The sequence below is a fragment of the Nocardioides sp. QY071 genome, from assembly GCF_029961765.1.
Lineage (GTDB): Bacteria > Actinomycetota > Actinomycetes > Propionibacteriales > Nocardioidaceae > Nocardioides.
This window is the reverse complement of record NZ_CP124681.1, coordinates 1,358,912-1,373,499: the sequence shown is the minus strand read 5'-3', so window position 1 is coordinate 1,373,499 and position 14,588 is coordinate 1,358,912. Positions and strand designations below refer to the sequence as shown.

The following is a 14,588-nucleotide window of genomic DNA, read 5'->3' as shown; positions in this document are numbered from 1 at the left end:
GACCATGACCGAGCCCGACAGCACGCAGACCCCGGACCCGACCGACGCGCCCGACGGCGCCGTCGTCGTACCGGACAAGCCCGCGCTGGAGGGGCTCGAGGAGAAGTGGGCGCAGCGCTGGAAGGACGCCGACACCTACGGCTTCGACCGCACCCAGCCGCGCGAGAACGTCTACGCGATCGACACCCCGCCGCCGACCGTCAGCGGCAGCCTGCACGTCGGGCACGTCTTCTCCTACACCCACACCGACCTGATCGCCCGCTTCCAGCGGATGCAGGGCAAGTCCGTCTTCTACCCGATGGGCTGGGACGACAACGGCCTGCCCACCGAGCGCCGCGTGCAGAACTACTTCGGCGTGCGGTGCGACCCGTCGCTGCCCTACGACGCCGACTTCACCCCGCCCGAGAAGCCGGACCCGAAGCGCCAGGTCCCGATCAGCCGGCCCAACTTCGTCGCGCTGTGCGAGCAGCTGGTCGAGCAGGACGAGAAGGTCTTCGAGGACCTGTGGCGCACCCTGGGCCTCAGCGTCGACTGGAACACGACCTACACCACGATCGGCACCAAGGCGCAGACCGTCAGCCAGCGCGCGTTCCTGCGCAACCTGGCCCGCGGCGAGGCCTACCTCCAGGAGGCGCCGACGCTGTGGGACGTCACCTTCCAGACCGCGGTCGCGCAGGCCGAGCTGGAGGCGCGTGACTACGCCGGCGCCTACCACCGGGTCGCCTTCCATTCCCCTGCGCAGCCCGACGGCTCGCCGGGCAAGCCTGTTTACATCGAGACCACCCGGCCCGAGCTGATCCCGTCGGTGGTCGCGCTGATCGCGCACCCCGACGACGAGCGCTACCAGGACCTCTTCGGTACGACGGTCACCTCGCCGGTCTTCGGCGTCGAGATCCCCGTGCTGGCCCATGCCGCCGCCGAGAAGGACAAGGGCGCCGGCATCGCGATGTGCTGCACCTTCGGTGACCTCACCGACGTCCAGTGGTGGCGCGAGCTGCAGCTGCCGGTGCGCACCGTCATCGGCCGCGACGGCCGGCTGACCCGCGAGACGCCCGAGTGGCTCTCCTCGGAGCAGGCCTCGACGGCGTACGAGGACCTCCAGGGCAAGACCGTCCACTCCGCCCGCGAGGCGATGGTCGCCAAGCTCAAGGAGTCCGGTGACCTCGACGGCGACCCGAAGCCGACGCAGCGGATGGCGAACTTCTACGAGAAGGGCGACAAGCCGCTCGAGATCGTCTCCACCCGCCAGTGGTACATCCGCAACGGCGGCCGCGACGCCGGGATCCGCAAGCAGATGCTCGAGCGCGGCTCGGAGATCGACTGGCTGCCGCCGCACATGAAGCACCGCTTCGACAACTGGGTGGGCGGCCTCAACGGTGACTGGCTGATCTCGCGCCAGCGCTTCTTCGGCATCCCGTTCCCGGTCTGGTACCCCCTCGACGCCGAGGGCGAGCCCGACTACACGCGGCTCCTCCTGCCGACCGAGGCCGATCTGCCGATCGACCCGTCGACCCAGGCGCCGACCGGCTACACGGAGGAGCAGCGCGGCAAGCCGGGCGGCTTCATCGGCGACCCCGACGTGATGGACACCTGGGCCACCTCGTCGCTGACCCCGCACATCGCGGGCGGCTGGGAGTCCGACCCCGACCTGTGGTCGCGGGTGTTCCCGATGGACCTGGCCACCCAGGCCCACGACATCATCCGCACCTGGCTGTTCTCCCGCGTCGTGCGCGCGCACTTCGAGAACCACGTCGCCCCGTGGTCGCACGCGATGATCTCGGGCTTCATCGTCGACCCCGACCGCAAGAAGATGTCGAAGTCCAAGGGCAATGTCGTGGTCCCCAACGAGATCCTCGACAAGTACGGCGCCGACGCGGTCCGCTGGCGTGCGGCCATCGCCCGCCCCGGCCTGGACTCGCCGTTCGACGAGACCCAGATGAAGGTCGGCCGCCGGCTGGCGATGAAGGTCCTCAACGCCTCGAAGTTCGTGCTCGGCAGCGTCGGCGCGACCACGTTCAGCGCCGCCGCGGTCAGCCAGCCGGTCGACACCGCGCTGCTCGGCCGTCTCGGCGGCGTCGTCCGCCGCGCCACCGAGGCGTTCGAGGCCTACGACTACACCACCGCGCTCGAGGTCAGCGAGAAGTTCTTCTGGGAGTTCTGCGACGACTACCTCGAGCTGGTCAAGGAGCGCGCGTACGCCGGCGACGGCGACGCCTCGTCCTCCGCCCGAGCCACCCTCGCTCTCGCCCTGCAGGTCCAGCTCCGGCTGCTCGCGCCCTTCCTCCCCTATGTCACCGAGGAGGTCTGGTCGTGGTGGCAGGAGGGCTCGGTGCACACCGCCGCCTGGCCGAGCGTCACCGAGCTCGGCTCCCCCGCCGCCTCCGACGGCTCCCTTATCGACGCCGTCGCGGCCGCCCTGTCCGGCATCCGCGGCGCCAAGTCGGCCGCCAAGGTCAAGATGCGCGCACCGCTCGCCCGGGTCGAGGTCAGCGGTCCCGCACGCCTGGTCGAGGCCGCCGAGAAGGCCGCCGAGGACCTGCGCCGCAGCGGCAACGTGGTCGGTGAGCTGGTCTTCACGGTCGCCGAGGACGCCACCGAGCTGAGCGTCACCGCCGAGATCGCGGAGGAGGAGCCGGAGGCTCCGAAGGAGTAGGTCCGGTCCGGGCTCAGTCGCCCGGCCACTCCCCCGTCCAGCGCTCGAAGGCGCGCGCACCGCCGCGGTCGATGAGCGCCCGGACGACGGAGAAGATCGCTCCCTGCACCATCGCCGCGACCAGGATCTTGCGCAGCCGGTACTCCGACTGCAACGGCTTGGGCGGGTCGTCGGTCGCCTGGGGGTCGACCCGCTTCCACACCTGCTGGAAGACCTGGCCCGCGATGAGCCCGCCGAGGAGGCTGCCGGCCAGCCCCCATGGGCGGTAGAGCAGCTTGGCCGAGCGGCTGGTCCGCTTCTCGTGCGTCATCGCCGGCCTCCCCGGCGCCGCAGCACGGCCGCAGCCGCCGCGAGCGTCACCACCGCGGCGACGCCGATCGCGACCCCGCGCGAGCGCCTGGCGAGCCGCGCGACCAGGACGTCGACGTCGCCGGCGAGCTCCGCGCGGGTGTGCTCGATGGTCCGCTCGAGCTCCTCGACGCCGGCACCGTCCGCGGCGGCCCGGTGGCCGCTCATCGCTGGTGCCTGATCGCCGCGACGTCCTCGCGGACGCCGGCCAGCGCCCGCTCGGGGACCGGCGGGGTCGCGGCCGCGACGCGCTTGCGCCCGACGAGGGCGACCACGCCGGCGACCGCGAGCAGGGCCACGCCCACGACCAGTCCGGCCAGCCAGGCCGGGAGGGCGAGGGCCAGCGCGAGGATCGCGGTGGCGAGCAGCACGCCGACGCCGTACAGGGCCAACAGGCCGGCGGCGCCGAGCATCCCGGCGCCGATCCCGAGCCCCTTGGCCTTCTCGGTCGTCTCCACACGGGCCAGGCGCAGCTCGTCGCGCACCAGCTCGCGCACGTCTTCGGAGATCCGGGCGACGAGCTGGCCGGTCGTCAGCGCCCCGGCCCCTCGGGAGTCGGTGGTCGGTGGATGAACAGTCATGCCTGGTCGGTTCCCGAAGTCGGGGAACCGATACGGACCGGTCAGCCGGTCCCCGGGATCAGGCCGACTTCTTCTTCTTGGACTCGCGCAGCACCAGCGTCGGCGCGACCTCGTCGTCGACGACCTCCTTGGTCACCACGACCTTCTCGACGTCGCCGCGGCTGGGGACGTCGTACATGACGTGGAGGAGGACCTCCTCGATGATCGCGCGCAGGCCGCGGGCGCCGGTGCCGCGCTCGAGGGCCTTGTCGGCGATCGCGCCGATGGCGTCGTCGGTGAACTCCAGCTCGACGCCGTCGAGCTCGAAGAGCTTCTTGTACTGCTTCACCAAGGCGTTGCGCGGCTCGGTGAGGATCTGGACCAGGGCGTCCTGGTCGAGCGGGCTGACGCTCGCGATCAGCGGCAGGCGGCCGATGAACTCGGGGATCAGGCCGAACTTGGTGAGGTCCTCGGGGCGGACCTGGGCGAGCAGGTCGTCGGCGGCGCGCTCGGCCTCGCCGCGCGGCTCGGCGGTGAAGCCCAGGGACTTCTTGCCGACCCGCTGCTCGATGATGTGCTCGAGGCCGGCGAACGCACCGCCCACCACGAACAGGATGTTGGTGGTGTCGATCTGGATGAACTCCTGGTGCGGGTGCTTGCGGCCACCCTGCGGGGGCACCGAGGCGGTGGTGCCCTCGATGATCTTCAGCAGCGCCTGCTGGACGCCCTCACCGGAGACGTCGCGCGTGATCGAGGGGTTCTCGGCCTTGCGGGCCACCTTGTCGATCTCGTCGATGTAGATGATGCCGGTCTCGGCCTTCTTGACGTCGTAGTCGGCGGCCTGGATCAGCTTGAGGAGGATGTTCTCGACGTCCTCGCCGACGTAGCCCGCCTCGGTCAGCGCCGTGGCGTCGGCGATCGCGAACGGGACGTTGAGCATCCGGGCCAGCGTCTGGGCGAGGTAGGTCTTGCCGCAGCCGGTCGGGCCGATGACGAGGATGTTGGACTTGGCCACCTCGACGACCTCGTCCTTGCTGTGCTTGCCGGAGATGGGCTGCACCCCGGCCTGGACGCGCTTGTAGTGGTTGTAGACCGCGACCGCGAGGGACTTCTTGGCCTGCTCCTGCCCGATGACGTAGGAGTTCAGGAACTCGAAGATCTCCTTGGGCTTCGGCAGGTCAGCGAGCTCGACCTCGGAGCCCTCGGCGAGCTCCTCCTCGATGATCTCGTTGCACAGGTCGATGCACTCGTCACAGATGTAGACACCCGGACCAGCGATGAGCTTCTTGACCTGCTTCTGGCTCTTGCCGCAGAACGAGCACTTCAACAGGTCGCCACCGTCACCGATGCGTGCCACGGGTCCTCCTCACAATCGAACTACCCGACGGTACCCCCTGCCACGCTCCGGCGGGAGCGTGACACGAGGGGTACGTCGGGATGCTCATCGGTCTTGTTCGTTCTCGTCTGAGCCGCGGCTCAGGCGAGGGCCGGGGTCTTCTTGAGGGACTCGAGCACGGCGTCGATCAGGCCGTACTCGATCGCACCCTGGGCGGTGAGGATCTTGTCGCGCTCGATGTCGCGGCTGACGTCCTCGACGGACTTGCCCGAGTGGTCGCTGATCATCTTCTCGAGGAGCTCGCGCATGCGCAGGATCTCGTTGGCCTGGATCTCGATGTCCGAGGTCTGGCCGAACGTGCCCTCGGTGTATGGCTGGTGGATCAGGATCCGGCTGTTGGGCAGGGCGAGGCGCTTGCCCTTGGCGCCCGCGGCGAGGAGGATCGCCGCGGCCGAGGCCGCCTGGCCGATGCACACCGTCTGCACGTCCGGCTTGATGAACTGGATCGTGTCGTAGATGGCGGTCAGCGCGGTGAAGGAGCCGCCGGGGCTGTTGATGTAGATGCTGATGTCCTGGTCGGGGTTCATCGACTGCAGGCACAGCAGCTGGGCGATGACGGCGTTGGCGACGTCGTCGGAGATCGGCGTGCCGAGGTAGATGATGCGGTCCTCGAACAGCTTGGCGTAGGGGTCGATCCGGCGGAAGCCGTAGGACGTGCGCTCTTCCCACTGCGGGATGTAGTAGTTCATGGCGTGATCACTCAGTCCTTCTTGTGAGCCGGACGGCCCTCGTCGACGGCTTCCTTGGCGCTCTTGACGACCTTGTCGACCAGGCCGTACTCCAGCGCCTCCTGGGCGGTGAACCAGCGGTCGCGGTCGGCGTCCTCGGTGACCTGCTCAACGCTCTGGCCGGTGTGGTCGGCGATGAGGTCGAGCAGCACCTTCTTGATGTGGAGCGACTGCTGCGCCTGGATCTTGATGTCGGAGGCGGAGCCTCCCATGCCCGAGGAGGGCTGGTGCATCATGATCCGCGCGTGCGGCAGGGCGTAGCGCTTGCCCTTGGCGCCGGCGCACAGCAGGAACTGGCCCATCGAGGCGGCCAGGCCCATGCCGACGGTCGCGACGTCGTTGGGGATGTAGTTCATGGTGTCGTAGATGGCCATGCCGGCGTCCACGGAGCCACCGGGGCTGTTGATGTGCAGGAAGATGTCCGCCTCGGGGTCCTCGGCCGACAGCAGCAGCAGCTGGGCGCAGATCGCGTTCGCGTTCTGGTCGCGCACCTCGGAGCCGAGGAACACGATCCGCTCGCGGAGCAGCCGGCTGTAGATGTTGTCGTCGAGGAAGCTGATCCCCGCTCCCCCGTTCATCTGCGGGTTCATCTCATGACCGCGCGCTGCGTGGTGAGCGCCACCGGGAAGATTCTGAGTCACGCGAGTGACCCTAGCCGGACCGGGAGGCAGAACCACGCGTTCGACACCGCTGTTCGCCGACAGCAGATTCGCGGCGCCCGGTCGTCGTACCCCACCGGTAGCCTGCCGGGAAGCCGACTGCCCCACGCGCTCCAGGAGGTCCCATGCCCGCGGCTCCATCCACCGGCCGGCTCGTCGCCGCCGTCACGCTCCTGGCGGGCCTCGGCCTGGCCGCCTGCGACGCCGACGAGGGCGGACCGGAGGGGCCCGACGACGGTGACCGTACGACGGCCGCGGCCGCCGTGCTCCACGAGCCGGCGACGACCTGGGAGCTGCGCGCCGACACGGTGCTGCCGGGCGGCCGGTTCGCGCCGCTGGCGCCGGCGGGCGACGACGAGGTCCCGCAGCCGGGTGGCGTGGTGGTGGGCGACGTCCTGGTGGCCGCGATCACCGACCAGGGAAAGGGCGACGACGGGGCCGCCGCCTCGCTGCTGGTCGGCGTGTCCGCCGCCGGAAAGGTGCTGTGGAAGGGCGAGGACTACGGCGGCTGCTGGACACCCGATCACGCCGCGCTCTACTGCACCCGGGGCAACGCCCTGGTCCGGGTGAACGCCGAGACCGGTGGGTCCGGGGCCGGGGCCGAGGTCACCGTCGCCCCGGGCAGCACGCCCGTCCTCGACGACGGCGTCCTCTACGTCGTCGTGACGCCCGCGGGCGCCGACGAGACCGCCTACCCGCCACCGTTCGCGGTCGCGGCGCTCGACGCGACCACGCTGAAGAGCGTGTGGCCCGGCGGCCCCGCGGGCGCCGCCGAGCTCGCCGGGTTCGGGTCCGGCTCCCCCGCGCTCGACCTGAGCGGCGACGACGTGTCGGTCGCGGCGTGGAAGGAGACACCGTCCGGGCAGCCGGACGCCACCCAGTTCGAGCTCGACCGGGCCAGTGGCAAGGTGCTCGGCAGCACCCCGCTCGGCAAGGGCTCGTTCCTCGAGCGGCCGTGGACCGTGCGCCGCGGCTTCGGCAACGACAAGCTCGAGGTGCTCCTCGGCGACGAGGTGCTGCTGCAGCTCGAGGGCCAGCCGTGGGACACCCAGGATCAGCGGCTGACGACCACCGAGGGCCGGGTCGGCGTCGGCGCGACGCTCTACGACGTGACCACCGGCAAGGCGGTCTGGGAGCGGGCCGACCTCGGCGACGACCTGGCCGGCTGGCGCTGGACCGCCGACCGGAAGCAGGTCGCGGTGACCGGCTTCGACGCGAAGGCCGGGAAGATGCAGACGACCTACCTCGACGCCGAGTCCGGCAAGACGCTGTGGTCCGGCCCGGGCACCGACGTCGCCCCGACCGAGACCCCCGACGCCTTCGTCCAGGTCGCGAGCGACTACGCGACCTCGTGGGTCGTGCAGGCCCTGGACCGCACCTCCGGAGAGGTGGCGTGGGAGAAGGACGTCAGCGCGATCGGCAAGGAGGGGTACGACGACGGGGTCTCGCCCGGCGGCCCCTACGTCTCCCCCAGCGCCGTGTGGCTCGTCGGGGCCTCGACGATCGTGGGCTTCACCGGCTTCCCGGCGTAGGGCTCAGCGCTCGGCCGCGGCCTTGAGGCCCGCGAGCGTGGTGGCCATGCCGGCCTCGAGCTCGTCGGCGTGCGAGTCGTTGCCGCCGAGCAGCAGCGGGGCCACGATCCGGCTGCCGATGCTCAGCGAGCCGGGGACGGGGCGCCGGTGCACGACGCGGGTGCGGCCCGGGTCGGCGGGGTCCGCTTCGAGCTCCCAGATCCAGCGGGCGCCGCTGGACGGCGTGTCCCACACCAGCCGCTGACCGGGCGCCACGTCGGCGACGACCGAGCGGGTCGGCCACACGACGGCCTTGCGCCGGTTGATGCCGAGGTACCACTGGCCCACGCGCAGGCCGCCGCGCTTGAGCGGCACCATCCGGACCGTCTCGGGACTCCACTCGGCGAGCTGGCCGAAGTCGGTCAGCAGCGCCCACACGTGCGCCGCGGGCGCCTCGATCACGGCCTCGGCGCGCAGCTCGCGCGCGGCGTTCGTCGTCATGGCGCTCATCATGACGGCGCCGGTCGGCGTACCACCACCTCCCACGGGAGGAGATGTCACGCGAGCCAGCGCACCAGCGCGGTGTGCACGTCGGGGTGGTTGAGCAGCCCGAAGTGGTCGGTGCGGCCGAGGTGGAGCACCTCGGCGTCGGGGAACAGCTCGGTGCCGCGCCGGTCGCGACCGACGGCGGAGCGCGGGGTGACCAGCAGGTCGCCGATGGCCTGCGCCACCGGGTGGCGCGCGGAGCGGGTCAGCGTGGCCGACACGAGGCGGTAGCGGGCGTGCGGCAGCGGAGGTACGTCGTGGGCGAGGCCCTCGATCAGGTCGTGGATGCCCGGCGCCTGGCGGTCGATGATCCGGCCGAAGGCGGCGACCTCGGGGGCGCGGGCGAGGGTGCGGCTCGCGTGGTCGGCGCCGACGGCGAACCAGGAGCCGAGGTGCGGCGTACCGAGTGTGACGACGTCGCTGACCAGCCGGGTCCAGGCCGCCGGGCCCTGCCCTTCGGCGACGACCGCGGACGAGGCCCGCAGGATGAGGCCGCCGAGGGAGTGCCCGACGAGCGCGATCCGGGTGACCTCCGTGGGCCAGGCGTCGACCAGGTGCTGCATCAGCGAGGCGAGCACGACGCCGTTCTCGCGCAGCGGGAGGCCGGTGTTGGCGCGCAGGTAGACCGGGGTCCAGCCACGGGCGGCCAGTGACTCGCCGTACGTCGAGCCGAGGCGGTCACGATGCCGCCTCCAGTAGTCCTCGTTCTCGCACAGGCCGTGCAGGAAGACGACGATCCGGCCCGTGGCCCCCGGGAAGGCGCGCGCGAGGTCCGCCGGCGTGAGCGGTACGTCGCGCCCGGCGCTCCGCACGCCCATCTCGATCGCCAGGCGCGGCCGGTCGCGGCGGATCTCGTCGCCGATCAGCCCGTTGACCGCGGCGTTGACGAACCGGCCGCGCGGCCCGTCCTCCAGCGCCGGGCCGACGCCGGCGGCACCCAGCCGGGCGAGCCCGAGGCTGGCCCCGCGGAAGGAGAGCCCGACGGCGCCGTAGACGGTCGCGGCGATGCCGCGGTGCAGTGCCTCGGCCGGTACGGCGGCCGGGCCGACGCCGCGCCGGACCAGGCCGTGGGCGCGGCGGGCGATCGCCTGGTGGGTGTCGCGGGCGGTCGTCACGACCAGGTCGTCGACGACCGCGGTGGCCAGGGCCAGGGCGTCGACGACGGTCGGGGCAGTGGTCATGGCGCGCAGCCTAGCCGAATGAGTGCACATCCGTACACTCAACTTCCGGGTGCCACCATGGCCGGGTGCGGACGTTCGAGGAGCTGGTGACCGAGGCGCGGCAGGCCGACGTGAGTGGCTGGGGCTTCGGCTGGCTCGAGGGCCGCGCGCGCGAGGAGCGGCCGTCGTGGGGGTACGCACGGCTGCTGGCAGGGCGCCTCTCGGGCGTCGGGAGCGGAGCCGCCCTCGACCTCGACACCGGCGGCGGCGAGGTCGTCGCGGAGGCGCCGGCACTCCCCCGGAGGATGGTGGTGACGGAGGGTTGGGCCCCCAACGCAGCACGCGCCCGCGAACTGCTGGGCCCGCGCGGCGTGGAGGTCGTCGAGGTCGACCCCGGCGTACCGCTCCCCTTCCCGGACGCCACCTTCGACCTGGTCACCGCCCGGCACCCGGTCGCCCCCGACTGGCCCGAGATCGCCCGCGTGCTGCGCCCGGGCGGGCACTACCTGGCCCAGCACGTCGGCCCGGCGTCGGCGTTCGAGCTGATCGAGTGGTTCCTCGGCCCGCTTCCCGAGGAGCGGCGAGCGCGGGATCCCCGGACCGAGCGGGCCGCGGCCGAGGCAGCGGGGCTGACCGTGCTCGACCTGCGCACGGCGCGCTGCCGCATCGAGCTGGACGACATCGGGGCGGTCGTGTGGCTGCTGCGCAAGTGCGTGTGGTGGGTTCCGGACTTCACCGTGGAGCGGTACGACGACCGGTTGCGCGCCCTCGACGCCCGGCTGCGCACGGGCGGGCCCTTCGTCGCCCACTCCACCCGGCACCTCGTCGAGGCCCGGCGCTGAGCCGAAATGCACCGCACCCGGCCATCCGGTCGCATCTCCGCGAGGAGGGCGACCCGGATGCCGGGTGCGACGGTGGAGCGTGCGGATCAGGCCTCGGCCGGGGCCTCGGTCTCCTCGGCGGCCTCGGCGGTCTCCTCGGCGGGCTCGCCGATGGTGCTGTCGGCCTGCAGGTCCTTGAGCTCGACGACGTTGCCGGCGGCGTCCTTGACGGTCGCGCCCTCGACGAGCAGCTGTAGCGCCTTGCCGCGGCGGATCTCCTGGACCAGCTCGGGCACGTGGTTGTGCTCGAACATGTGGTTCACGAACTCCTGCGGGTCCTGGCCGGACTGCTGGGCGCGGCGGATCATGTGCTGGGTCAGCTCGCCCTGGTCGACGCCCATCTCCTCCTTGTCGGCGATGTCGTCGAGGAGGAACTGGGCGGCGACGGCGTCACGGACCCGGCGCTCGAGGTCGGCCTCGAACTCCTCCTGGGTCTGCTTCTCGTCCTCGAGGTACTTCTCGAGCGTCATCCCGGCCATGGCGAGCTGCTGCTCCAGGTTGCCGCGGCGCGCGTTGAGCTCCTCGGTGACCATGCTGTCGGGCAGCGGGATCTCGACCTTCTCCAGCAGCGCCTCGAGGACGGCGTCGCGGGCGGCGGCGGCCTGCTCGAGGCGCTTGCCGCGGGTCAGCCGCTCGCGGACGTCGGCACGCAGCTCGTCGAGGGTGTCGAACTCCGAGGCCTCCTGGGCGAACTCGTCGTCGAGCTCGGGGAGCTCCTGCTCCTGGACCTGGGTGACCTTGACGGCCACCTCGACGTCCTGGCCCACCAGGTCGCCGGACACCAGCTGGGTGGTGAAGGTCTTCTCCTCGTCGACGCCCATGCCGGTCAGGGCCTCGTCGAGCCCGTCGATCATGCCGCCGTTGCCGACCTTGTAGGAGAAGCCGGAGATCTCGGCGCCCTCGACGACCTCGCCGTCGTTGGTGGCGACCAGGTCGATGACCACGAAGTCGCCGTCCTGCGCCGCGCGCTCGACGTCGATCAGGGTGCCGAAGCGCTCACGCAGGGCCTCGACCTGCTCGGCGACGTCCTCGTCGGAGACCTCGAGGTCCTCGACGGAGGCCTCGATGCCGTCGTACGCCGGGAGCTCGAACTCGGGCTTCACGTCGACCTCGGCGGTGAACTCGAGGCCGTCGTTGTCCTCGAACTTGGTGACCTCGATGTCGGGCTGCGCGAGCGGCGTGAGGTTGTTCTCCTGGAGCGCCTCGACGTACGCCTTCGGCAGCACGTCGTTGACGGCCTCGTCGAGGACCACGCCGCGGCCGACCTGGCGGTCGATGACCTGCGGCGGGACCTTGCCACGGCGGAAGCCGGGGACGTTGATCTGCTTCGCGATCTTCTGGTACGCCGCGTCGAGGCTCGGCTTGAGCTCCTCGAAGGGCACCTCGACGGTCAGCTTGGCCCGGGTCGGGCTCAAGGTCTCGACGGCGCTCTTCACAGGTGTTCTCCTACTGGTCTGGGGATGGTGCACGGGCCACGAGGGCCCGCCGATCGGGGCGATCTGTCGGGGCGACAGGACTCGAACCTGCGGTCTCCTGCTCCCAAAGCAGGCGCGCTAGCCACTACGCTACGCCCCGCGGAACGGCCCGTCGCTCGGGTGGACGGACCGCACTTCGAGGGGATGACGGGAATCGAACCCGCGTAATCAGTTTGGAAGACTGAGGCTCTACCATTGAGCTACATCCCCGGAGGTCACGGCCGTGCTCGCGCCCGGCCGGAGACCACGCGCAATCGTGCCACACGGCAGGGTGACGACCCCAACTCAGGGGCGCCGGTGGACCACCAGCAGCGCCCGGTCGTCGTCCGGTGAGCCGACCGCGGCGACCAGGCGACGGGCCAGCCCCTCCCACGACCCGCGCAGCAGCGACTCGGCCTCTCCCATCATGTGGTCGATGCCGAGGTCGATGTCGCGGCGCGGCTCCTCGACCATGCCGTCGGTGTAGAGCAGCAGGCTGTCGCCCGGCGCGAGCCGGCCGCGGTGGCAGCTGAAGTCGGCGTCGTCGACGATGCCGAGGACCGGCCCCTCGGGCCGGAGCAGCTTCCAGCGGCCCGAGCCGGCCTCGCGCTGCACGGCCGGCGGGTGCCCGGCCGAGCGCAGCTCGAAGTCTCCGGTGCGCAGGTCGACCGAGACGTGGACGGCGGTCGCGAAGCCCTCCTCCCAGGCGCGCTGGAGGAGGTAGTCGTTGGCGGCCGGGAAGAACCGGTCGGGCGGCAGCGCGGCCACCAGCCCGCCCATCGCACCGGACAGCTGGAGCGCCCGGGTGCCGGCCGCCTCGCCCTTGCCGGACACGTCGACCACGACCAGCTCCATCCGCCGGCCGCGGTCGCTCGCGGTGGCGACGACGAAGTCGCCGGCGAACGGCGAGCCGCCGGCCGACGACAGCGCCGACTGGACCAGCCACTCCCGGGGGAGCTGCGGGATCTCGCCCTGGGCCAGGATCCGGTCGCGCAGGTCGACCAGCATCGACTGCCCCCGCATGGGGCCGACGCCGACGTGGTCGCGCCGCAGGGACAGCACGATCACGAGGACCGAGACCCCGTACATCACGACCAGCGCGACGACGATGCGCACCGGGTAGGTGTCCTGCAGCACGGCCGCAGAGCTGAGGGCCACCATGATGAACGCCGCGAACCAGCGCAGCACCCGGTTGCTGAGGAACAGGATGCCGAGCACCAGCGGCAGGAAGACCAGGTTGATGGGGACGTCGTCCGGGTTCCACCCGATGCCGACGACGACCGCCGAGGTGAGCAGCGCCAGGACGCAGGCCAGCCCGACGTCGGAGCCCGCCCAGCGCCGGCCGCGGATCATCGACCCGCCCTGGACCGGAACACCGGCTGGCAGCGCGGGCACCAGAACAGGTTGCGGCCGCCCAGGACCTCGGTGCGGACCTTGCCCTGGCACACGTGGCAGGACTGGCCGGTGCGGCGGTAGACGTAGACCTCGCCGCCGTGGTCGTCGACCCGCGGCGGGCGACCCATCGCCTCCGGGGTGTGCTCGGGACGGACGGTGTCGATCCGCCCGGTGAGCACTCCCTCCCCCATCAGCACCACCAGATCGTCCCAGATCGCCCCCCATTGCGTACGACGAAGCGTGCGACCGGGCCGCAACGGGTGGATGCGGTGCCGGAAGAGCACCTCGGCGCGGTAGACGTTCCCGACGCCGGCCAGCACGGTCTGGTCCATCAGCAGGGTGCCGATCGGTGCGCTGCTCCGAGAGATCCGGGCCCAGGCCCGCTCGGGGTCGGCGTCGTCGCGCAGCGGGTCCGGGCCGGCCTTCGCGACCACCGCCGCGCGCTCGGCAGCCGTGACGAGCGCGCAGGTCGTCGCGCCCCGCAGGTCGGCGTACGCACCGGGGCGGGTCAGCCGCAGGCGGACCTGCCCGACGGGCGCCGGGATCTCGTCGACGCCGGCGTGCACGTCGAAGGTGCCGTAGAGCCCGAGGTGGACGTGGACGAACCGCTCACCCTCGAACCGGATGAACAGCTGCTTGCCCCAGGCGTCGGCGTCGACGAGCAGGGCGCCGTCGAGCTGCGCGGCGGACTCGGCGAAGCGGCCCTGAGGGCTCCCGACCTGGACGCGGCTCCCCCCGAAGACCGCGGTCAGCTCGCCGGCGAGGCGATGGAGGGTATGACCCTCGGGCATCAGTCCTGGTGCCCGAGAGCCGACTCGGGCAGCGGCGGGAGATCCCCGGTGGTCTCGTACGACGACAGCTGGCCGATGCGGCGCACGTGGCGCTCGTCGCCGGGGAACGGGGTGGTCAGGAAGACCTCGACGAGACGGGTCATCTCGTCGAGGGTGTGCATCCGGCCGCCGACGGCGACCACCCAGGCGTCGTTGTGCTCGCGCGCCAGGGTGGCGGTCTCCTCCGACCAGGCGAGGGCCGCCCGGATGCCCTTCACCTTGTTGGCGGCGATCTGCTCGCCGTTGCCGGAGCCGCCGATGACCACGCCGAGGCTGTCGAGGCCCTGCTCGCGGTCGGCGCGCACGCCCTCGGCAGCGCGCAGGCAGAAGACCGGGTAGTCGTCGAGCGCGTCGTAGACGAACGGGCCGTGGTCGACCGGCTCGTAGCCGTGCTCGGTCAGCCAGCCGGTGAGGTGGGACTTGAGCTCGAGGCCGGCGTGGTCGCAGCCGAGATGAACGCGCATGGC

15 protein-coding genes and 2 tRNA genes are annotated in these 14,588 nt (G+C 71.7%); 3 read left to right on the top strand and 14 right to left on the bottom strand.

Annotation, left to right across the window (positions count from 1 at the left end; genetic code table 11):
• Positions 1-4: 4 nt before the first annotated feature.
• Entirely contained in the window at positions 5-2,653 is a 2,649-nt protein-coding gene (gene valS, locus QI633_RS06525; protein ID WP_282428475.1) for a valine--tRNA ligase, read from the top strand.
• Between the two features lie 13 nt (positions 2,654-2,666).
• Here the strand turns inward: valS and QI633_RS06520 are convergent, their stop codons facing one another.
• The 6 genes from QI633_RS06520 to QI633_RS06495 all read right to left on the bottom strand — a co-directional run bounded on the left by QI633_RS06520 (position 2,667) and on the right by QI633_RS06495 (position 6,275).
• A complete protein-coding gene (locus QI633_RS06520; RefSeq protein WP_282428474.1) occupies positions 2,667-2,963 on the bottom strand; it encodes a DUF4235 domain-containing protein in 297 nt (98 codons plus the stop codon).
• Positions 2,960-3,169: a DUF3618 domain-containing protein gene (locus QI633_RS06515; protein ID WP_282428473.1), complete on the bottom strand. Its 210-nt coding sequence runs from the start codon at positions 3,167-3,169 to the stop codon at positions 2,960-2,962. The genes QI633_RS06520 and QI633_RS06515 overlap by 4 nt, the downstream gene beginning before the upstream one ends.
• Complete coding sequence (locus QI633_RS06510) at positions 3,166-3,582, bottom strand: phage holin family protein (RefSeq protein ID WP_282428472.1); 417 nt, start codon at positions 3,580-3,582, stop codon at positions 3,166-3,168. The genes QI633_RS06515 and QI633_RS06510 overlap by 4 nt, the downstream gene beginning before the upstream one ends.
• Positions 3,583-3,640: 58 nt before the next feature.
• Positions 3,641-4,918, bottom strand: a complete 1,278-nt coding sequence (clpX, locus tag QI633_RS06505; RefSeq protein WP_141799884.1) for an ATP-dependent Clp protease ATP-binding subunit ClpX — start codon at positions 4,916-4,918, stop codon at positions 3,641-3,643.
• A gap of 119 nt (positions 4,919-5,037) precedes the next feature.
• Positions 5,038-5,646 (bottom strand): ATP-dependent Clp protease proteolytic subunit, encoded by a 609-nt coding sequence (locus QI633_RS06500; protein ID WP_141799885.1) that lies wholly within the window; start codon positions 5,644-5,646, stop codon positions 5,038-5,040.
• Between the two features lie 11 nt (positions 5,647-5,657).
• On the bottom strand, positions 5,658-6,275 hold the full coding sequence (locus QI633_RS06495; RefSeq protein ID WP_141801188.1) for an ATP-dependent Clp protease proteolytic subunit: 618 nt from the start codon (positions 6,273-6,275) through the stop codon (positions 5,658-5,660).
• Between the two features lie 194 nt (positions 6,276-6,469).
• Between QI633_RS06495 and QI633_RS06490 the strand changes: the two genes are divergently transcribed.
• Positions 6,470-7,876, top strand: coding sequence for a hypothetical protein (locus QI633_RS06490; RefSeq protein ID WP_282428471.1), 1,407 nt, complete (start codon positions 6,470-6,472; stop codon positions 7,874-7,876).
• A gap of 3 nt (positions 7,877-7,879) precedes the next feature.
• Here the strand turns inward: QI633_RS06490 and QI633_RS06485 are convergent, their stop codons facing one another.
• Together QI633_RS06485 and QI633_RS06480 are read right to left on the bottom strand one after the other, a co-directional pair.
• Positions 7,880-8,356: an SRPBCC family protein gene (locus QI633_RS06485; protein WP_160158317.1), complete on the bottom strand. Its 477-nt coding sequence runs from the start codon at positions 8,354-8,356 to the stop codon at positions 7,880-7,882.
• Between the two features lie 56 nt (positions 8,357-8,412).
• Positions 8,413-9,582 carry a hypothetical protein gene (locus QI633_RS06480; protein WP_282428470.1) on the bottom strand — a complete coding sequence of 390 codons (1,170 nt, stop codon included), beginning with the start codon at positions 9,580-9,582 and terminating at the stop codon, positions 8,413-8,415.
• Between the two features lie 65 nt (positions 9,583-9,647).
• On the opposite strand from QI633_RS06480, the gene QI633_RS06475 reads away from it, so the two are divergent.
• Positions 9,648-10,403, top strand: coding sequence for a class I SAM-dependent methyltransferase (locus tag QI633_RS06475; protein WP_282428469.1), 756 nt, complete (start codon positions 9,648-9,650; stop codon positions 10,401-10,403).
• Between the two features lie 86 nt (positions 10,404-10,489).
• Here QI633_RS06475 and tig read toward each other — a convergent pair whose 3' ends face one another.
• From tig to QI633_RS06445, 6 genes are all read right to left on the bottom strand, one after another.
• Positions 10,490-11,878, bottom strand: a complete 1,389-nt coding sequence (tig, locus tag QI633_RS06470) for a trigger factor (protein WP_282428468.1) — start codon at positions 11,876-11,878, stop codon at positions 10,490-10,492.
• 66 nt (positions 11,879-11,944) lie between these two features.
• Positions 11,945-12,017, bottom strand: a tRNA-Pro gene (locus QI633_RS06465).
• Positions 12,018-12,056: 39 nt separating this feature from the next.
• Positions 12,057-12,127: transfer RNA gene (locus QI633_RS06460), tRNA-Gly, on the bottom strand.
• A gap of 75 nt (positions 12,128-12,202) precedes the next feature.
• Positions 12,203-13,291 (bottom strand): PP2C family protein-serine/threonine phosphatase, encoded by a 1,089-nt coding sequence (locus QI633_RS06455; protein ID WP_141799894.1) that lies wholly within the window; start codon positions 13,289-13,291, stop codon positions 12,203-12,205.
• Entirely contained in the window at positions 13,246-14,082 is an 837-nt protein-coding gene (locus QI633_RS06450; RefSeq protein WP_282428467.1) for a DNA-formamidopyrimidine glycosylase family protein, read from the bottom strand. Before QI633_RS06450 ends, QI633_RS06455 begins: the two co-directional genes overlap by 46 nt.
• Entirely contained in the window at positions 14,082-14,585 is a 504-nt protein-coding gene (locus QI633_RS06445) for a ribose-5-phosphate isomerase (protein ID WP_141799896.1), read from the bottom strand. Before QI633_RS06445 ends, QI633_RS06450 begins: the two co-directional genes overlap by 1 nt.
• Positions 14,586-14,588 lie beyond the last annotated feature (3 nt).